This window comes from Janthinobacterium sp. BHSEK (genome assembly GCF_056174685.1).
This window is the reverse complement of record NZ_JBWBYV010000091.1, coordinates 38,831-58,021: the sequence shown is the minus strand read 5'-3', so window position 1 is coordinate 58,021 and position 19,191 is coordinate 38,831. Positions and strand designations below refer to the sequence as shown.

The 19,191-nt window shown below is 65.1% G+C and carries 11 protein-coding genes; 5 read left to right on the top strand and 6 right to left on the bottom strand.

Features of this window, described 5'->3' with window-relative positions:
* Nucleotides 1–20 precede the first annotated feature (20 nt).
* From AC0V2Y_RS25290 to AC0V2Y_RS25265, 6 genes are all read right to left on the bottom strand, one after another.
* Nucleotides 21–1,814: an MFS transporter gene (locus tag AC0V2Y_RS25290; protein WP_475414837.1), complete on the bottom strand. Its 1,794-nt coding sequence runs from the start codon at nucleotides 1,812–1,814 to the stop codon at nucleotides 21–23.
* Between the two features lie 198 nt (nucleotides 1,815–2,012).
* Nucleotides 2,013–3,107: an N-acetylglucosamine-6-phosphate deacetylase gene (locus tag AC0V2Y_RS25285; RefSeq protein ID WP_475414838.1), complete on the bottom strand. Its 1,095-nt coding sequence runs from the start codon at nucleotides 3,105–3,107 to the stop codon at nucleotides 2,013–2,015.
* Between the two features lie 3 nt (nucleotides 3,108–3,110).
* Nucleotides 3,111–3,878: a DeoR family transcriptional regulator gene (locus AC0V2Y_RS25280; RefSeq protein ID WP_070223655.1), complete on the bottom strand. Its 768-nt coding sequence runs from the start codon at nucleotides 3,876–3,878 to the stop codon at nucleotides 3,111–3,113.
* A 35-nt stretch (nucleotides 3,879–3,913) separates the two neighbouring features.
* Complete coding sequence (locus tag AC0V2Y_RS25275) at nucleotides 3,914–5,257, bottom strand: D-tagatose-bisphosphate aldolase, class II, non-catalytic subunit (protein WP_475414870.1); 1,344 nt, start codon at nucleotides 5,255–5,257, stop codon at nucleotides 3,914–3,916.
* Complete coding sequence (locus AC0V2Y_RS25270; RefSeq protein ID WP_475414839.1) at nucleotides 5,257–6,210, bottom strand: ROK family protein; 954 nt, start codon at nucleotides 6,208–6,210, stop codon at nucleotides 5,257–5,259. Before AC0V2Y_RS25270 ends, AC0V2Y_RS25275 begins: the two co-directional genes overlap by 1 nt.
* Entirely contained in the window at nucleotides 6,197–7,357 is a 1,161-nt protein-coding gene (locus AC0V2Y_RS25265; protein ID WP_475414840.1) for an AgaS family sugar isomerase, read from the bottom strand. Before AC0V2Y_RS25265 ends, AC0V2Y_RS25270 begins: the two co-directional genes overlap by 14 nt.
* A gap of 114 nt (nucleotides 7,358–7,471) precedes the next feature.
* Between AC0V2Y_RS25265 and AC0V2Y_RS25260 the strand changes: the two genes are divergently transcribed.
* From AC0V2Y_RS25260 to AC0V2Y_RS25240, 5 genes are all read left to right on the top strand, one after another.
* Nucleotides 7,472–7,678, top strand: a complete 207-nt coding sequence (locus AC0V2Y_RS25260) for a hypothetical protein (RefSeq protein ID WP_475414841.1) — start codon at nucleotides 7,472–7,474, stop codon at nucleotides 7,676–7,678.
* A 35-nt stretch (nucleotides 7,679–7,713) separates the two neighbouring features.
* On the top strand, nucleotides 7,714–11,064 hold the full coding sequence (locus AC0V2Y_RS25255) for a TIM-barrel domain-containing protein (protein ID WP_475414842.1): 3,351 nt from the start codon (nucleotides 7,714–7,716) through the stop codon (nucleotides 11,062–11,064).
* Nucleotides 11,065–11,162: 98 nt separating this feature from the next.
* Entirely contained in the window at nucleotides 11,163–14,123 is a 2,961-nt protein-coding gene (locus tag AC0V2Y_RS25250; protein ID WP_475414843.1) for a TonB-dependent receptor plug domain-containing protein, read from the top strand.
* A 488-nt stretch (nucleotides 14,124–14,611) separates the two neighbouring features.
* Nucleotides 14,612–17,653 (top strand): TonB-dependent receptor, encoded by a 3,042-nt coding sequence (locus AC0V2Y_RS25245; protein ID WP_475414844.1) that lies wholly within the window; start codon nucleotides 14,612–14,614, stop codon nucleotides 17,651–17,653.
* A gap of 66 nt (nucleotides 17,654–17,719) precedes the next feature.
* The gene (locus AC0V2Y_RS25240; protein WP_475414845.1) at nucleotides 17,720–19,111 is read left to right on the top strand and encodes a Gfo/Idh/MocA family protein; all 1,392 of its coding nucleotides are present in this window, start codon (nucleotides 17,720–17,722) and stop codon (nucleotides 19,109–19,111) included.
* Nucleotides 19,112–19,191: the final 80 nt, after the last annotated feature.

Genomic DNA, 19,191 nt, shown 5'->3' with positions numbered 1-19,191 from the left:
AAGGAGACTGCTACAGTTGGTTACTTGGAAAAGTGCGCCTCGATCTCTTCCAGGGTCTTGCCTTTGGTCTCCGGCAGCAAGAACGCGGCCGCCAGGAAGTACAGCACGGTGCAGCCGGCGCCGAAGAAGAACAGGGTCGAATAACCGTGCAAGCCCACGGTGGGCAGGAAGATGGCTGCGATCACCGTCGAGACAAACTGGTTCACCAGCAGGGCGATGCTCATGCCGTTCGAGCGGATGCGGGTCGGCATCAGCTCGGACAGGGCCAGCCACACGCACACGCCCGGTCCCACGGCAAAGCTGGAAACGAACACGCAGATGGCGACGGCCACCAGCCAGCCGTGCGTGGACGATGGCACGGGGCCCAGGCTGGCCTTCTCGATGCGCAGCGGCGCCTCGCGTCCGGCCGCCGGGTCGGCGAACGGATTGAGGTGCAGCTTGCGGAAGAACACGCCGATCACGCTGTCGGCCTGCACTGCGTCCTCGCGGGCGATCGTCACCTGGCGCAGCACGGGATCGTCGCTGCGCAGGCTTTTCACGTTGGTGAACGGGCCGTAGGCATAGGCGATGGTCAGCTGCTGCGGCGTGCCGTCGGCGGCCGCGCCCAGGGCCGTCAGGGTGGCAGCATCGAGGCGCACGGCCAGGCCGTCGTTCTGCACCTGGGCGGCGATGGCGGGGCGCACGTCGGCCAGGTGCGCTTCGGCGCCGCGGAACAGCAAGCCGGCCGCCAGCAGCGAGACGACGATGCCGCCCGTGCCCAGCATCAGCAGGAACTTGCGGCCCTTGCGGTCCACCAGCAGCACGGCCACCACCGTCATCACGGCGTTCAGCACCTTCAGCAACACGTCCGCCATGTTGGCCGAGGCGCCCGACAGGCCCGCCTGGTTCAAGATATTGACGACATAGGCGAGGATGGAATTGATGCCCGTCGCCTGCGTGCAGGCGAGGATCAGGCAAGCCAGCAGGAAGGGCAGCACGTAGCGGCGGCTCAAGAGCGGGTCTTTTGCCCTGGCGTTGCCGCTGGCCTTGGCCGCGTTCTCGGGCGTATCGAGCATGTCGCGCAGTTCCAGGTCGGCGGCGGCGGCCAGGCGCGTGCGCAGCAGCGACTGGCGCGCCTGTTCGACGCGGCCGCGGCGCGCCAGCCAGCGCGGCGATTCGGCCAGCAGCAGGGCGCCGACGGTAAACACGAGGCCCGGCGTCAGGCAGACCCAGAAGATGCTGCGCCAGGCGTGGTCCTTGGCCGCGAAGATGGCGGCGATGCGGCCCGCTTCCGGCAACGCTTGCGCCGCTTGCGTGGCCGTTTCCACCGTCTGCGCCTGCAGCAGGCCGATCAGGGCGGCCGCCACCAGGCCGATGGTCAGCAGCAGCTGGAACAGGGCGGCGCCGCGTCCACGCTGCTGCGCGGGCAGGCATTCGGCCAGGTACAGGGGCACGACGACGCCGATCAAGCCGCCGCTGATGCCTTGCAGCAGGCGGCCCAGCAGCAGCGGCGTGTAGCCGTCGGCCAGGGCGATCAGCGGGATGCTGGCGCTGAACAGGGCGCCGGCCAGGAACATCACCCAGCGCCGGCCCAGGATATCGGCCAGGGCGCCGGCGAACAGCGACGAGAGGACCGAGCCCAGGAGCACGGCGGCGACGATAAAGCTTAGCTGCTGGGCCGTCAGTTTCCACGCCACCGAGGCCGTCGATTCCAGGTAGGGCAGGGCGCCGGCGATGATGCCGATGTCTATGCCGTACAGCAATCCCCCCATGCCGGCAATAAATAGCAGGTAGCGCATGGCCCACACGGGGGCCTTGTGTGACGTGTCGTGCATGGTAACTCCGGGACGGGGTTGAGGTGGGTTGTGGTGGTCTAAGTAGGTCGCAATAAATTATTGTGATTTCTGACTTCCATAACCGGCGCTCTGCGGTGTTGCCCGCTGCTAGCAGTGCTCGCACTGCGTCGCAGCTGGCGCCTTGCAGAGCATCCGGTTCTGTTCGTCATAACTTCACAATAATTTCCCACGACCTACTTAGCGGGTGGAAAGATCGATGGCCGCGCCTTCGACGAAGACGGACACTGGCTGTAGTGCCGAATCGAGGACGACGATATCGGCCCAGGCGCCCGGCGCCAAACGGCCCCGTTCGGATTCGCCCAGATAATCGGCGGGGTACAGCGACAAACGGTTCGAGGCGTCGGCCAGGTCCAGGCCCAGATCGACGAAATTGCGCAGGGCCTGGTCCATGGTCAGCACGCTGCCGGCCAGCGAGCCCGTGGCCAGGCGCACGCAGCCCATGCATTTATAGACGCGCTGCGTGCCCAGGCCGTACTCGCCATCGGGCATGCCGGTGGCCGAGGTGGCGTCCGTCACGCCGTACAGGCGCGGGATGGCGCGCAGGGCCGCGCGCAGGGCGCCCTTGGCCACGTGCTGCAGGTCGGGGATGATTTCCGCGTATTCCGCGTGCGCCAGCGCCGCGCCCACCATGCCGGGGTCGTAATGCGTCATGCCCGTCATGCCGTTGTACAGGTGGGTGAAGCCGGAGACGCCGGCTTGCAGCGCGGCCACGCCTTCGTCATACGTGCCGGCGCTGTGGCCGATCTGCACGCGGATGCCCATGGCCGCCAGTTGCGGGATCAGTTCCAGGTGGCCGGGGATTTCCGGCGCCATGGTCAAGACCTTGATGGGGGCGATGGCGTGAAAGCGCTGCACCAGCGCCAGGCTCGCCTGCACCACGTCGGGCGGCTGCGCGCCCAGGCGGTGCAGGTTCAAAAACGGTCCTTCCAGGTGCACGCCCAGCATGCGCGCGCCGTTGGCGGGGCGTTCGGCGATGACGCCGGCCAGGCCTTGCAGGGCGCGCACGATCGATGGCTCTTTCGCCGTCAGGGTGGTGCCCAGCAGGGCGGTGGTGCCGTGGCGCGCATGCACCTGCGCCACGGTGGCGCCCGCGTTTGCGCCTTCCATGATGTCGACGCCGGCCGCGCCGTGCACGTGCAGGTCGATAAAGCCGGGCAGGATGGTCAGCGCGCTGTCGGCGGCAGGGTCTTCCTGTATCTGGACGATACGCTGGTCAAAAGTGATGGTGCCCGTGATCCAGCCAGATGGGGTAAGGATTCTGCCGCTCAGCATGTGTTATTCCGCTATAAAAAGTTCGATGCCCAGCTTGTGCAGCCCTTCGCGGTATTCCTGGCTGATGCTGGCATCGGTGATGACGGTATCGACGCGGTCCAGCTGCACGATGCGGTGCAGGCTGACGCGGCCGAACTTGGAGGCGTCCGTGAGGACGATGATTTTCTTGGCCCGTTCCACCATCTTGTGGTTCAGGCTCGCTTCCGCTTCGTGGTGGGTGGTCACGCCGAACTGCAGGTCGAAGCCGTCCACGCCCAGGAACAGCTTGTCGAAGCTGTAGGCCTGCAGACAGGTCTCGGCCTGGCTGCCCTGGATCGACAGCGACTGCTTGCGCAGCAGGCCGCCCGTGAGGATCAGGTCCACGCCGGGCGCGTCGGCCAGTTCCCAGGCGATGTTCAGGCCATTCGTCGCCACCGTCACGCCCGTCGCATCGCGCAGATGGCGCGCCAGCGAGATGGTGGTGGTGCCCGAGTCGATGATGATGTTGTCGCCCGGTTCCACCAGCCGCGCCGCATACGCGCCGATGCGTTCCTTCTGCTCGTGGTTGATGGCGTCCTTCTGGCGTATCGTGTGCTCGGGCGGCGGCGTGCGCGTCAGCGTCGCGCCGCCGTGGCTGCGCGTGGCCATGCCTTGCGCTTCCAGCGCATTCAAGTCGCTGCGGATGGTGACCGCGGACACGCCGAGCTTTTCCACCAGATCGGTCACTTGCACCGAGCCCTGCTGGGCAAGCATTTGGAGGATGGATTCACGGCGTTGGCTGGTATTTCGCATGGTGGCGGGCTCAGTAAAAAATGAAAATACCGAGCTTAACAGATTGCCTCTTCGGCAATGACGGCCACTGCCGCATTGCGGTTGCAGGCGCGCGCATATTGCGCCAGCAAGCTGCCGATCTTGTGCTCGATCAGGGCCGGCGCCTGCGCTTGCAGGCTGCCCTGCACCACCGCCAGATACTGTTCCGGCAAATGCTGGCTCAGCAGCGGCAGCGGAATCGCCACGGCATCGAGGTTGGCCAGCAGCTTGCCGACAGCGGCCGCCACTTCCGGCTCGCCCCAGTAATAGCGGCAACGGTCGCTCAAGCCGTAGCGGCGCATCAGCCGCTGTTCTTCCGGCGTGCCCAGGTAATGCTTGATCCAGTTCTTCGGCTTGGCCAGCATCACATCGTCGAGCACCTGCATCAGCTGCGAGGTGGCGTGCGCCGGCAACAGTTCTTCCTCGATCTGGCACAGCGCGAACAGCGCTTCGCGCAGGGCGAAGGTGGCGGCCGGGCCCACTTTCAGGATGGCGAAATGGTCGCGCACCATGGCGTGCAGGGCGGATTCGCGCTGGTAGTCGGTCGAGTGGGCTTCGAACACGAGGCCGGGCTGCTCGGCGACAAAGGCCGACAGCTCGGCGGCGGCATCCGCATCGTAGTGCTGGATGCTGCTCTGGTCGAAATCGACGCCCGGCTGCACCACCATGGCGATCACGCGGCGCCACGCGCCATGCAGCTCGTTCTCCATGAAGGCGCGGCGGTGCACGTCGAGGGTGCGGCGCGCCGCTTGCGGGCTGGTGACGGCGCCGGCCTGCGCCAAGGACGCTTCGCCGCCGGGAATCGGCACTTCCGTGCCGATCACGTAGACGGGCGGCGCGAAGCCGGCCGCGGCGGCCGCCGCTTCGGCGACGATGCACAGGCGCGCCGAACGGGCGGCCACGGTTTCATCGTCGAGCAGCAAGGGGTCGTCGGCACAGCGCATGCTGCAATCGAGGTGGATTTTATGGAAGCCGGCCGACGCATACGCGGCGATCAGCGTTTCGGCGTGGTCCATGGCGGTGGCCGCATCGAGGTGCTGCCAGGCGTTCGGACCCAGGTGGTCGCCGCCCAGCACCAGGCGGCTGGCGGGGAAGCCCTGTTCCCGGGCCATTGCCAGCATGGTGTCGCGGAAAACGTTTGGTGTCATGCCCGTGTAGCCGCCGAACTGGTCGACCTGGTTCGATGTCGCTTCGACCAGCAGCACGGTGTCGTACTCGCTGGCCACGCGCATGGCGGCGCGCAGCACGCTCGGGTGGCTGCAGCAGACGGCGTACAGGCCCACGCGCTCGCCGCGGCGGTGCGCCTTGATCACTTGCTGGATGGGCGACAGGGTAAAACTCGGGTTTTCCGCTTGCTTCATCATGTTGACGCCTTTATATGTTGTCGTATCAAAAGGGCCGCGCCGCGCGCGCCGCCGGCGTCGCCAAAGCGGGGCGGCAGGATGGGCGGCACGTGCACGCCGGGGAACAGGTGGCGCTTCACGGCGGCCGGCAGCTTGTCGTACAGGTGCGGCAATTTGGACAGGCCGCCGCCGAGCACGATGACGTGCGGGTCGTAGGCCAGCACCAGGCCGGCCAGGGCGTGGCCCAGCAAGTCGAGGTGCACGGCCACCGTGCGTTCGGCCACGGCGTCGCCCATGTTGGCGCGGGCCACGATGGCCAGCGGTTCGGCGCCGTCGCCGCCAAAGTGCGCATGGAGTTTGCTCATGGCGGGGCCGGAAACGTAGCGCTCCAGGCAGCCCGCCTTGCCGCACGGGCAGGAATAGTCGATCAGGCCATGCTGCGCCAGCAGGGTGGCGGGCAGGCTCCAGTGGCCCCATTCGCCGGCCACGCCGTTAAAGCCGCGCAGCAGCTGGCCGCCCACGCAATAGCCGCCGCCGGCGCCCGTGCCGAGGATGGCGCCGAACATGCTGGCGGCATGGTCGGCCGCGCCGCCCTGCGCCTCGGACAGGGCGAAACACTGGCAGTCGTTGCCGATGGCGACAGGGCGCTGCAAGGCTTGCTGCAGGGTTTGCGCCACCAGGCGGCCGTTCAGGGCCGGCACGTTGGAGCTGAGCTGGCGCCCGCTGGCGCTGTCGATCACGCCGGGCAAGCCGATGCCGACGGGCGCCGTCGTGCCCAGGGCCGCGTCGCCGCGCGCCACCAGGCCGACGATCGCTTGCACGAAGGCGGCAAAATCGTCGCCCGGCGTGGCCACGCGCTCGCGGAATACCTCGCTCAGCGCGCCGTCGCGGTCGGCAAACGCGACCAGCTCCATCTTGCTGCCGCCGATGTCGATGCCGTGAAAGCCCTGGATGGAATTAGAATTGGTCATGGCCATAGATGGTGACGCCCTGCACGACACGGTTGACGATGCCGCCGGCGAATGGATTGTCGGGGCGCAGTTGCAGCAGCGCGGACTGGTGCAGCGCATATTGCTGCGCCATCAGCAGCCACAGCGGCGCCAGCCAGGCGTCGGGCCAGGCCGCTAAGTCGGCAGATAAGTCGGCCGCCAAGTTGGCAGATAAGTCGCCGCCGATGCCCACCGTCAGGCAGCGCTGCGCCACGCTGTCGCGCTGCAGTTCTTTCAGTAGATCGTCTTCATACTGGCGCGCCAGGGGCTTGCTGCTGCGCAGCAGGATCACCAGCGACTCCGTGGTGACGGCCGATTTCGGGCCGTGGCGGAAACCCAGCGGGGTATTTGCCATCGCCATCACGCGGCCGCCCGTCAACTCCAGGATTTTCAATGCCGCTTCCTTGGCCAGCGCTTCCAGCGGGCCGCTGCCCAGGTAGACCACGCGCTGCACCGGTGCCGAGCCCAGCTCCGCCACGGGCGCCGACCAGTCGCGCAGGGCGTCTTCGCCCAGCTGCGCCAGGGTCTCGAGGCGCGCCACGTCGACGTCCTTGCCCAGCACCGACAGGGCCGCCAGCAGCATGCTGCTAAAGCTGCTGGTCATGGCGAAGCCGCGGTCGCAGCTGCCTTCCGGCATCAGCAGGTTATAGGTATGGTCGTCGTTGGCGCCCTGGCGCGCCAGCTTGCCGTCCGCGTTGCAGGTGATGTTCAGGAAGCGCGCGCCGGGCACGACCTGGCGCAGCAGTTCCACGGCCGCCAGGCTTTCCGGGCTGTCGCCGCTGCGGGCAAACGACACGAGCAAGGTGGGTGCATCCGCTTCCAGGTACAGCTCATGGTGCGTCAGCAGGGTGGTGGTGGCGATGGCGCGGATCTGCGCGGGCCAGGCGGCGTTCAGGGTGTCGACGACGATTTCGCCCACATAGGCCGAGCTGCCGGCGCCCGTCAGGATCACGCGCTGCAGGGGATTGGACAGCGCATCGCCCAGGAAGGCGGCCAGGCCGGCTTGCTCCTTGCGCAAAATGCCGGCCAGCGCGCGCCAGATGGCGGGCTGGTGGGCGATTTCCTCGGCCGTGTGCAGGCCGCCGATGTCGCGCCAGGTTTGAATGTCACGCTGAAGAAGGGTAGTCATGAGAGGTCAGTAAAGTGTTTGTTGGAGAAAGCATAAATACTAAATTTCGAAAAGTCAAATACGAAAGTAAAACGAAAGTAAATTGTTGTGCGGCTTGCGAAATAATGGCGTCGTATGGGTGTTTTCCTGGACCGCATTCGTGTTGCGGTGCCGCATGAAACCCAGTCCTGCCGCCGCCTGTCGCTGAAATGCGACGATAACGAAAGTATGTTTTGTGACATTTTGGTGAAACGTAAGAAAAACGCGCCAATCCTGGGCATTTTATTAATAAATTGCCGCTTTAACTTTCTTTTTGTTGACGATATTTATTTTTCTTCTTAAAGTAATTTCATTGAATCAATTCTGAAAGCCAGCAGATGAAACCTCTCCCGCTTCCCCGTCGCGCCCTTGCCGCCTGCGTCCTCGCCGCCCTCGCCACCCTGGCTGCCCCCGGCCTGCAGGCCGCGCCTATCGGCAATCTGACAAGCTTGAGTGCGGTGCGTGCTGCCGACGTGGCCAAGGGCGAGGCGCTGGGCTGGGATGTGCGCAGCGACACGGGCATGCAGCTGCGTATCAGCCTGCCGCAGGCGGACGTGCTGCGCATCCAGGCGGGCGGCAAGGGCGGCTTGACGGGACCCGGCGACAAGGCCGCGCCCATCGTCGTGGGCCAGCCTGTCGCGCAGGTGGCGTATGAGATCGATGAACAGCCGGAGCATATCGTGATCCGCACCGAAGCCCTGAGTCTGCGCATCGACCGCAAACCCTTGCGTTTTACCTTGTACCGCAAGGGCGACGCCGTGCCGCTGTGGCGCGAAGTGCAGCCGCTGTCGCTCGACGACAAGCAGGGCGTGCAGGTGCTGTCGAGCTTGCCGGGCGAGCGTTACTTCGGCGGCGGGCAGCAGAATGGCCGCTTCGAATTCAAGGGTAAGCAGGTGCCCGTGTCGTATTCGGGCGGCTGGGAAGAGGGCGACCGGCCGAATCCCGCGCCATTCCTCATGAGTTCACGGGGCTGGGGCATGCTGCGCAATACCTGGTCCGACGGCAATTACGATTTGCGCGACAAGGAACAGATCTCGCTGCAGCACGCGGAAGGGCGCTTCGATGCGTATTTCTTCGTCGGCAAGGACTTGCGCGACGTCGTCGCCCGCTACACGGACTTGACGGGCCGCGCGCGCATGCTGCCCCGCTGGGCGCTCGAATACGGCGATGCCGATTGCTACAACGATGGCGACAACGTGAAAAAGCCCGGCTCCGTGCCGAAAGGCTGGAGCGACGGCCCCACGGGCAAGACGCCGGACGTGGTGGAAAACGTGGCGCGCCAGTACCGAGACCACGACATGCCGGGCGGCTGGATTTTGCCCAACGACGGCTATGGCTGCGGCTACACGAACTTGCCGGAAACGGTGAAGGGCCTGGCCGGCTATGGCTTCCGCACGGGCCTGTGGACGGAAAACGGCGTCGACAAGATCGCCTGGGAAGTGGGGCAGGCGGGCAGCCGCGTGCAAAAGCTGGACGTGGCGTGGACGGGCAAGGGATATCAATTTGCCATGGATGCGAACAAGTCCGCCTATGACGGCATCCTGAACAACTCCGACAGCCGCCCGTTTTTATGGACGGTGATGGGCTGGGCCGGCATCCAGCGCTACGCCGTGGCGTGGACGGGCGACCAGAGCGCCAGCTGGGACTACATCCGCTGGCACATTCCGACCCTGATCGGCTCAGGTCTTTCCGGCCAGGCGTATGCCTCGGGCGACGTCGACGCCATCTTCGGCGGCAGCCCGGAAACCTATCTGCGCGATTTGCAGTGGAAAAGCTTTACGCCCGTCCTGATGGGCATGTCCGGCTGGGCCGCGGCCGAGCGCAAGCATCCGTGGTGGTTCGAGCAGCCGTACCGCGACATCAACCGCCGCTATCTGAAGCTCAAGATGCGTTTGACGCCGTACATGTACACGCTGGTGCGCGAAGCGGAGCAATCGGGCGCGCCGCTGGTGCGGGGCCTGATGTGGGATTATCCGCAAGACCCGGCCGCCTACACGGAAGCGTATAAGTATCAATTCCTGCTGGGCCGCGACGTGCTGGTGGCGCCCGTCTACCGCAGCCAGGCCGTCAGCGGCGGCTGGCGCAAGGGCATCCATCTGCCGCAGGGTACGTGGTATGACTACTGGGATGGCCGCCAGGCCACGGCGGACGCGAAAGGGCGCGACCTCGATCTCCAGGTCACCCTGGACAAGCTGCCCGTGTTCGTGCGCGCCGGCGCCATCCTGCCCATGTATCCGGAAATGCTGTACGACGGCCAGAAGCCGAAGGACCAGCTGACGCTCGATATCTACCCGCACGGCGATTCCCAGTACACCTTGTATGAAGACGATGGCAACACGCGCCAGTACCAGGGCGGCGCCTTCAGCCAGCAAATCATCCGCATGCGCCAGACGGGCGCCGACGTGCAGGTCGACATCGGTGCCGTTGAGGGCAAGTACCAGGGCCAGGAAGCGCGCCGCGGCTATGCGCTGCGCATGCTGGCGGGCCAGCGACCGGCAGCCGTCAGGGCGGGCGAACGCCTGCTCGCGGCGTCCGCCGATCGTGCCGCCTACGACAAGGCGGTCGAAGGCTGGTATTTCGACGCGGCAGACAGGCAAGGCACCTTGCACGTGAAAGTGGCGGCGCAGGATATCCGCCAGTCCCTGGCCTTGCAGGTGGCCGGTGCGCAGGCCGTGGCGAGAAGCGATGCCGATTTCCCCGCCGCTCCCGTGCCGGGCCGCGCCTTGCCGGCCGACGCCATGCAGGTGGTGGCGCGTCCGGCGGAAGAAAGCGGCTATCCGCTGGAAAACGCCTTCGACGGCAAGCCCGAGACGTGGTTCCGCACCGTGCGCAGCCCGTCCGTGAAAAGCGGTCCCCATGAATGGGTGATCGGCTTTACGGAACGGCGCCTGGTCGATGGTATCGAACTGGCGCCGCGCAACGACCAGCACTGGAAGCATGGCCAGGTGCGGGATTACGAAATCTACGTCGGCGACAACAACGGCGACTGGGGCGCGGCGCTGCAGCGGGGCACCCTCAAGCTGGAACAGGGCGTGCAGACGATCAATTTCCCCGCCACGGCAGGGCGTTTGCTGCGCTTCCGCGTCATGAGCACGCAAAATCCGGAAGGCGACGGCGCGGCGTCCACCGACCCGATGGTGACGGCGGCGCAGGCCGGGCCGGTGGCACGCGCGTTCGACGCGGCGCTGGCGACCGACGTGGCGCCCGTGACCTTGTCCGAATTCCGCGTGCTCGAACACCGCGTGGCCGAAGGAGAAGAGGTGCAGCGCTATCTGTCGGACCTGGCGCTGCCGAAGACTGTCGCGAAAGACCGGCCGGCCGGCAAGGCCGCCGAGATGCGCATGAACGGGCTGTGGTTCCGCAAGGGCCTCGGCGTGGGACCTGCCAGCCGCATCGACTTGCAGCTGACGGGCAACTGGAATCTGCTGCGCGCCGACCTGGGCGTGGACGATAGCTGCCGCAGCGCGGGCGGCTTGCAATTCCAGGTCTGGAGCGGTGAGCGGCTGCTGTACGACAGCGGCCTGGTCACGGCTCCCGGGGTGGTCAAGCCCGAAATCGACGTGCGCGGCCTGAGCCAGCTCAGTTTGCGCACCCTGGGCGCGCGCGGCGCCCACCCGGCCCAGGTCTGCGGCAACTGGGCCAACGCCGTACTGACCGGCACGCAAGGCGCGACGGTCAAGCCGCGCTAACTACTTCAATCATTTCACTAACAACGAGCCCCTCTTCGGACCGGGGAGGGGCTCTTGCAACCTGACGAAAACAAATCACTTATAAAAGGGAGATGGGAATGCACTTGAAAAAACTGATGGCCGCGATGGTGGCGGTAGGATTGGGCTCAACCGCGCTGGCATCAACGGCGCTGGCAGCGGAGGAGGAAAAACTGGCGCGCGTCGAAGTGACGGGTTCCAGCCTGAAGCGCATCAACGCGGAAACGGCGTCGCCCGTGCAGGTGATCAACGCCAAGCAGATCGAAAACATGGGCGCGCTCACCTTGCTGCAGGTGCTCGACAACCTGCCTGCCGCCCGTCCTGCGCAGCAGGATTTCCGTTCGATGTTCACCGGCTCCGATGGCGGCTCGCAGGCGAACTTGCGCGGCATGGGCGCGCAGGGCACGCTGGTGCTGTTGAATGGCCGCCGCCTGTCGTTCTACGGCGCCCCGGCCGGCTTCCAGACCATGTTCGTCAATATCGACGCCATTCCCGCCGCCGCCATCGAGCGCATGGAGATTTTGACGGATGGCGCGTCGGCCGTGTATGGCTCCGATGCCGTCGCCGGCGTCATCAACGTGATCACCAAGAAGTCGTATCAGGGCCTGGAGGCGCGCGCCAACGGCGAGTTTTCGCCCAGCGTGAAAGCGTACGGCGAACGCCAGGCCAGCGTGCTGTATGGCGTGGGCGACCTGGCCAGCGACGGCTACAACATCTACGGTTCCGTCAACGTCTACCAGCGCGACCGCATCGCGCTGGCCGACACCTGGCAGAAGCGTCCCTCGTATTTCTATGTGAACAATCCCAATTTCATCCCGAACATGCGCGTGGGCGTGGGCAGCGAACCGGGCGTGATGAATCCGGGGACCTTCTTTGTCTTCGACAAGGCCAACAACAATGCCCGCACGCAGCGCGCCGCGCCCGGCTGCAGCACCAGCATCACCGAAGCGTCGGGCACGCGCTGCGTGTGGAATGCGCTGCCCAACCAGCTTGACACGGGCCCCACCTCGGAGCGCGCCACGGCCTACCTGAGCGGCCGGCTGAAACTGGGCAACGACATGGAAGCGTTCGCGGAAGGCGCGTTCACCCACATCAAGATGCGCGGCGAGAATGGCCCGTCCAGCTTCAACAGCGGCAGCACGAACAACTGGTTCGCGCGCAACACGGGCAATACCCTGAACACCTTCGCCACGCCTTTCCTGAGTCCGAACAACGTCTACCTGAAGGGCAAGCTCGATGCCGATATGCTGGCCAAGATGGGCGGCGCGGCCGGCTTGAACTACCTGCTGCAGGATGCGCAGGGCCACTTCGGCCAGAAAAACGTCGATGAAAACTACCGCGCGCTCGTCGGCCTGCGCGGCGGCATCGGCGGCGGCTGGGATTTTGAAACGGCGCTCAGCGTGGCTGGCAGCCATTCCACCCTGTTCCAGACGGCGAACCTGAATATCAATGGCTTCAAGCAGGCGTTCGGCCCGTTCACGAAAGATCCCGTCAGCGGCCGCACGTATATCTCGGACAATCCCGCCTACAAGTTCGGCGAAATCAGCGAAGCCAACGCGGCGCTGCTGCGCGCCGCCTATCCGACCTTCGCCATCGAATCCTGGACCAAATTGATGACGTGGGACGCGAAGCTGGAAGGTACTTTGTTCAAGCTGGGCGAGCGCGAAGTGCGCGCCGCCGTGGGCACCAACGTCATGCGCGAGAGCTTTCTCACGCCCGGCAACGCGGATGCGGCCAATGGCCTGATCACGCAGCAGGGCGGTTCCTGGTTCGATGGCAAACGCACCATCGCGGCCGTGTTTGGCGAAGTGGTGGTGCCGCTCAGCGACACCCTGGAAGTCAATGCGGCCGCGCGCCTGGACAAATACCCGCATTTCTCGGCCAACCTGGCGCCCAAGCTGGGCGTGATCTGGCGCGCGCGGCCGGACCTGATGCTGCGCGGGACGTATTCGGAAGGTTTCCGCGCGCCCAACCTGGCGGAAGCGGGCTCGGGCGGTGTCTTTGCGCAGGTGGGCGGCATCCGCGATACGGTGCGCTGCGACGAGACGAATGCCATGGCGCGCGCCCTGATGAAGTCCAAGGTGGCGACGGATGCGGACCTGGGCAAGAGCCTGCTCAATTCGAACTGCTCGACGACGGTGGGCGGCCTGACGCCGCCGAACCAGAACCTGCGTCCGGAAAAGGCCAAGATTTCCACCGTGGGCCTGGTGCTGCAACCGGCCAAGGACGTGAGCATCTCCATCGATTACTGGTTCATCAACCGCCGCGACGAAATCGTACGCCAGGATTTCAACGAGCTGTTTACGGAACTGGTGGACAAATACGGCCCGACCCTGGCCGGCGCGCCTAACGCCATCCGCAACGACCTGACGGACACGGACCGGGGCAATATGGCGGCGGTGGCGGCCATGTGCGCCAATCCCGCCAACGCGGGCGTGTGCGCGGGCGGCGTGCCGAAGTATTCCGTGGGCAACCTGGGCGGCTTGATCAACTCGTATTCGAACCGCGGCCGCACCCTGATGGATGGCGTGGACATCGACGCGCGCACGCGCTTTGCGCTGGGCGACTGGGGCAAGCTGAGTACCGGCATCGCCGCCACCATCCGCAAACGCGACACCCACGACAGCGAAGACGGCAGCGACATCAAGGGCAATACCGTCGGCTACTACGATTCGCCGCGCTACCGCGCCACCGTCAACGCCGACTGGAGCTACCGCGACTTCGTCAGCAGCGTCTTCATCAACTATTCGGGCAAGACGCGCTGGGCGTATGGTCCATGGGACAAGGACAACACGCCGGAAAACTGCACCGCCGCCTCGGTGGCGCTGCCGGCCGGCCAGTGCAAGGGCGCGCCGTCGTACACGACGGTCAACCTGGCCTTCAGCTGGAAGCCGATCAAGCACCTGGACATCGGCCTGAACGTGAAGAACGCGTTCAACAAGCAGCCGTACTACGACCCGAACGGCTGGGAAGGCTACAACCATAGCCAGGACCTGTTCGGCCGCCAGTTTGCCCTGTCGGCCAGCTACAAGTTCTTTTAACAGCTGATGCCGCCCCGGTCTGCCAGCGGACCGGGGTATGGTCATAAAAAGAAAAAACAATATTCCGAAATGCACAATACGAAAGATAAACGTAAGCGAAAGATGATTGTCCTGTCTTCTTTCGCCTTGTTCTCCCGGATTATCGGACGGATTCTCCGCTGTCTGTCACCTGCCCGCATGCGCGTGTATCTGTCACACCACGATAACGAAAGTTATCTGCCGCGCCGCTGATTGAATCGAAAGAAAAAACGCCTTTATTTGCTCGGTTTAGCAATAAATTTGCGTTGCAACTTTCTTTTTGTTGACGATACTTATTTTTCTTTTTAAAGTAATCCCAAGAAAACGAAAATCAGCCGAAACGGACTGGTTTCCCGGAAGGGACGGCTGCCTGGCTCTCCCTTCCGACGCTCACCATAAGAATTGCATCCCCCGGCTTCGCCCTGGAGCGGGGAGGGCGCGTATAACCCTCGATATAGACGGAGAGACACATGCATACCACCCGACTCAAATTGCGCGACATCAGCCGCGCCGCCGCGATCGTGATCGCCCTGGCGGCCGGCGTGCCAGGCCAGGCCTGGGCACAGTCGAACGCCACCAGCACCATTTTCGGCGAAGTGAGCGCGCCCGCCGGCGCCACCGTGGTGCTGGAAAACCTGGCGACGGGCGTGCAGCGCACGCTGACGCCGGATACGTCGGGCCGCTATGTGGCCAACTCCATGCCGCCGGGCCGCTATGCGGTGCGCGTGCTGCGCGCCGGGTCGGTGGAAGCGTCGCAGGAAGTCGAAGCCCTGATCGGCGCGGGCGCCGAAGCGAACTTCGGTCCGGCCAGCACGGCCGGCCCCGTGGGCCAGGAGCAGACCGTCGTGGTGAAGGCGTCGCGCAATCCGATCGACGTGTCGAACACCAACAATGGCGTGATCTTCACCGCCAAGGAACTCAAAGCGCTGCCGGTCGGCAATGACGTGGCCTCCATCGTGCAGCTGACGCCGGGCGTGTCGCGCGGCACCAACAGCGTGTACGGCAATGCGCCGTCGATCGGCGGCTCGGGCCAGTCGGAAAACGCGTTCTATGTCAACGGTTTCCCCATCACCAACATCCTGACCCAGGTGGGCGCGTCGGAACTGCCGTTTGGCGCGATCTCGAACCTGCAGGTGCTGTCGGGCGGCTACGGTTCCGAGTTTGGCCGTTCCACGGGCGGCGTGATCAACATCACCACCAAGAGCGGCGGCAACAAGGTCGAATTCGGCGGCAAGGTCTCCATCATTCCCCGTTCGCTGAAAGGCGAGCCGGAAAACACGTATTACCCGAACACGGGCGCCAATCCCAAGACGGACGGCAATCTGCTGTACTGGAACCGCGACAACGGCAGCACCAGCAAGGTGGTGGGCCTGTACGGCAGCGGTCCGCTGATCAAGAACAAGCTGTTCGCCTTCGTGGCGCTGGAGCAGACGCGCACCGACAGCCAGGCCGTCGCCGCCACCGCCGACTCGGGCACGGCCCTGGCGCGCGGCTGGAGCACCAGCCAGAGCAAGGTGGACCGCATGACGGCCAAGCTCGATTTCAACCTGACGGACGACCATCACTTCGAATATACCAAGCTGTATGACCGCACGAAGACGGACAGCCAGGCGTATGGCTACAGCTACGCCACGCATGCGAGCAACGGCGTACAGGCAGGCAAGGGCGAGACGACGGTCAACTGCTGCGGCTCGTCGGCCGCGCCGGGCGCCAACATCGACATCTTCAAGTACACGGGCTACCTGACGGACAACCTGACCGTGACGGCCATGATGGGCGAATCGCGCACCTCGCACACGCGCACGCCGAACGGCTACAATCCGCTGCTGGCGCAAACGTCGTCGAACGCATCGACCCAGGTGCCGGGCCTGAGCTATGCCAATCCGCAGACGGTGACGGGCACCCTGGTCGACCCGTCGTCGGAAGACCGCCAGAAAGCCAAGCGACTCGATCTCGAATACAAGCTGGGCAAGCATTCGCTGCGCGGCGGCATCGACCGCATCGACGTGGAATCGAAGGTGGGCCTGAGCCTGGCCGGCGGCTACCGCTGGAGCTATCAGCGCGCGACCGATCCGAACCGCCCGATCAACGGCGCGTTTGAGACGCCGGCCCAGGGCGGCGGCTACGGCGCGCAGGGCTACTACGTCAGCAAGGACTTGAACGCCAACCTGGCGCGCCCCACCAGCGTGCAATCGGCGCAATACATCCAGGATCACTACCAGGTCACGGAGCGGGTGTTGCTGGACCTGGGCCTGCGCCGCGAACAGTTCACCAACTACAGCACCGACGGCGTAGCCTTCATCTCGCAGCGCAACATGATCGCCCCGCGCGTGGGCGCCACCTGGGATTACCTGGGCGACGGCACCCTGAAATTCTTCGCCAACGGCGGCCGCTACCACCTGCCGGTGCCGTCGAATTTGTCGAGCAACATGGCCAGCCCCTTCCTGGCCACCAGCGAGATGTACACCTACACTGGCGTCGATCCCGTCACGGGCGCGCCGACGGGCCTGCATGCGATCAGCAAGCCGTATTCGGCCAACAATGCGTATGGCCAGAGCCGCGATGCGCGCGAAGTGACGGCCATCGGCTTGAAGCCGCTGTCGCAGGATGAATTCTCGCTCGGTTTCGAACGCGCCCTGAGCAAGAGGCTGGTGGTGGGCGCCAGCGTCCTGTACCGCAAGCTGAACGACACCAACGATGACGTCTGCGACGCGCGCCCGCTGCAAGCCTGGGCCACGCGCAACAGCGTCGACACGAGCAACTGGGGCGGCTTCCAGTGCGCCATCATCAACCCGGGCCGCGACAACAGCCTGATGGTGGACTTCGACGACGGCAAGGGCTTGCGCCGCGTGGACATTTCGGCGGCCGAGTGGGGCAATCCGCTGCCATCGCGCACCTACCGTGCCCTGAACCTGTTCGTCGAGCACCCGTACACGAACGGCTGGTACGGCAAGCTGACCTACACCCTGTCTGCGCTGAAGGGCAATATGGAAGGCCAGACGGACAGCATCGGCGGCGGCGACGTGGGTCTGACGGTCAGCGACGACCACAAGGAACTGATGTACAACGCCTATGGCTACCTGCCGGGCGACCACCGCCATGCGTTCAAGGCCTACGGTTTCATGCAGGTGATCCCGGACGTGACGGTCGGCGCCAACCTGTCGCTGACCTCGGGCGCGCCGCGCAACTGCATCGGCGCGCTGCCCGACAACCTGAAGTTCGAGAACGACTACGGCGATTCCTACTTCTATTGCAATGGCAAGCCGGCGCCGCGCGGCAGCCAGGGCCGCCTGCCGTGGCAAGCCCAGCTGGACATGAATCTGGCCTATACTCCCAGCGCCGTCAAGGGCCTGAGCCTGAAAGTGGACGTGTTCAATGTGTTCAACAGCCAGACCGTGACCCGCTATAACGAAACGCGCGAAGACCATGGCGCCATCGCCCGCAGCTATCTGCAGGTGGCGGGCCGCACGGCGCCGCGTTCCGTGCGCTTCACGGCGGAATACACCTATTAAATTGCAACCGGCCCGCCGTGCGGCGGGCCAGCGACGATCATTACCAATGGAAGCGAGAAGAGACCAATGACGACACAATTCAATCGACGCAATTTCCTGTCCGCCAGCGCCGCGCTGGCCGGTGGCGCCATGGCCGGCAGCGCCTTGCTGCCTGGCGAGGCCAATGCCGCACCTGCCGCCGGCCGCGACAAGGTCCGCCTGGGCCTGATCGGCACGGGCATGCGCGGCCAGGTGCTGCTGGCCGAACTGGTGCGCCGCGACGACGTGGAGGTGGTGGCCCTGTGCGATATCGAACCGATCATGCTGAAGCACGCGCTGGGTCAGGTGGCCAAAGCCGGCAAGCCGCGTCCGCGCACGTATGGCGAAGACCGCGACCAGAAAGCCTACAAGCGCATGCTGGACGCGGGCGGCCTCGATGGCGTGATCATCGCCACGCCGTGGGAATTCCACGCGCCGATGGCGATCGCCGCCATGCAGGCGAAGATCGCCGTCGGCTGCGAAGTGGTGGCCGGCATCACCCTGCAAGACCACTGGGACGTCTTGAATACCCAGCTGAAAACGGGCACGCCGTACATGTTGCTGGAAAACGTGTGCTACCGCCGCGACGTGATGGCGGCGCTGCAGATGGTGCGCTCGGGCCTGTTCGGCGAACTGCTGCACCTGCAGGGCGGCTACCAGCATGATTTGCGCGCCGTCAAATTCAACAGCGGCAATCCGGCCAAGCCGTACGGCGGCGGCGTGGAATTCGGAGAGAAGGGCTGGTCGGAAGCCCATTGGCGCACGCAGCACTCGGTCGAGCGCAACGGCGAACTGTATCCGAGCCATGGCATCGGCCCCTGCGCCATGTACACCAACATCAACCGCGGCAACCGTTTTACGCGCATCAACGCCTTCGCCACCAAGGCGCGCGGCTTGCACGACTACATCGTCAAGCAGCCGGGCGGCGCGCAGCATGCGAACGCCAAGGTGAAATTCAAGCTGGGCGACGTGGTCACCACCACCCTGGCGTGCGAGAACGGCGAAACCATCATCCTGCAGCACGATACGAGCCTGCCGCGCCCGTATTCGCTGGGCTTCCGCGTGCAAGGCACGGACGGCCTGTGGATGGACCTGAACAATGCCATCCATATCGAGGGCGTCAGCAAGCCGCACCAGTGGGACGACTTCAAGGCTTACCAGGACAAGTATGAACACCCCGTCTGGCGCAAGTACGCGGCGCAAGCCGAGGGCGCGGGCCACGGCGGCATGGACTTCTTCGTCATCCACGCCTTTGTCGAAGCATTGAAGGCCAACGCACCGATGCCGATCGATATCTACGATGCCGTCACCTGGAGCGCCATCACGCCGCTGTCCGAGCAGTCGATCGCCGCCAACTTCCAGACCCTGGACTTCCCGGACTTCACGGGCGGGCAGTGGAAGTCGCGCAAGCCGATCTTCGCCCTCGACGGCAAGTACTAAGCACCATCCGCCCGCTACCGCGCCTGCCGCCGTAGCGGGTTTTTTCTTTCCCCATCCGTTTTTCAACCGCGGCGCAGGCG

Excerpts from the sequence above, each read along its gene's own strand:
- AC0V2Y_RS25290 (WP_475414837.1), bottom strand. The coding sequence starts at position 1,814 with ATGCACGACACGTCACACAAGGCCCCCGTGTGGGCCATGCGCTACCTG.
- AC0V2Y_RS25285 (WP_475414838.1), bottom strand. The coding sequence starts at position 3,107 with ATGCTGAGCGGCAGAATCCTTACCCCATCTGGCTGGATCACGGGCACC.
- AC0V2Y_RS25280 (WP_070223655.1), bottom strand. The coding sequence starts at position 3,878 with ATGCGAAATACCAGCCAACGCCGTGAATCCATCCTCCAAATGCTTGCC.
- AC0V2Y_RS25275 (WP_475414870.1), bottom strand. The coding sequence starts at position 5,257 with ATGAAGCAAGCGGAAAACCCGAGTTTTACCCTGTCGCCCATCCAGCAA.
- AC0V2Y_RS25270 (WP_475414839.1), bottom strand. The coding sequence starts at position 6,210 with ATGACCAATTCTAATTCCATCCAGGGCTTTCACGGCATCGACATCGGC.
- AC0V2Y_RS25265 (WP_475414840.1), bottom strand. The coding sequence starts at position 7,357 with ATGACTACCCTTCTTCAGCGTGACATTCAAACCTGGCGCGACATCGGC.
- AC0V2Y_RS25260 (WP_475414841.1), top strand. The coding sequence starts at position 7,472 with ATGGGTGTTTTCCTGGACCGCATTCGTGTTGCGGTGCCGCATGAAACC.
- AC0V2Y_RS25255 (WP_475414842.1), top strand. The coding sequence starts at position 7,714 with ATGAAACCTCTCCCGCTTCCCCGTCGCGCCCTTGCCGCCTGCGTCCTC.
- AC0V2Y_RS25250 (WP_475414843.1), top strand. The coding sequence starts at position 11,163 with ATGCACTTGAAAAAACTGATGGCCGCGATGGTGGCGGTAGGATTGGGC.
- AC0V2Y_RS25245 (WP_475414844.1), top strand. The coding sequence starts at position 14,612 with ATGCATACCACCCGACTCAAATTGCGCGACATCAGCCGCGCCGCCGCG.
- AC0V2Y_RS25240 (WP_475414845.1), top strand. The coding sequence starts at position 17,720 with ATGACGACACAATTCAATCGACGCAATTTCCTGTCCGCCAGCGCCGCG.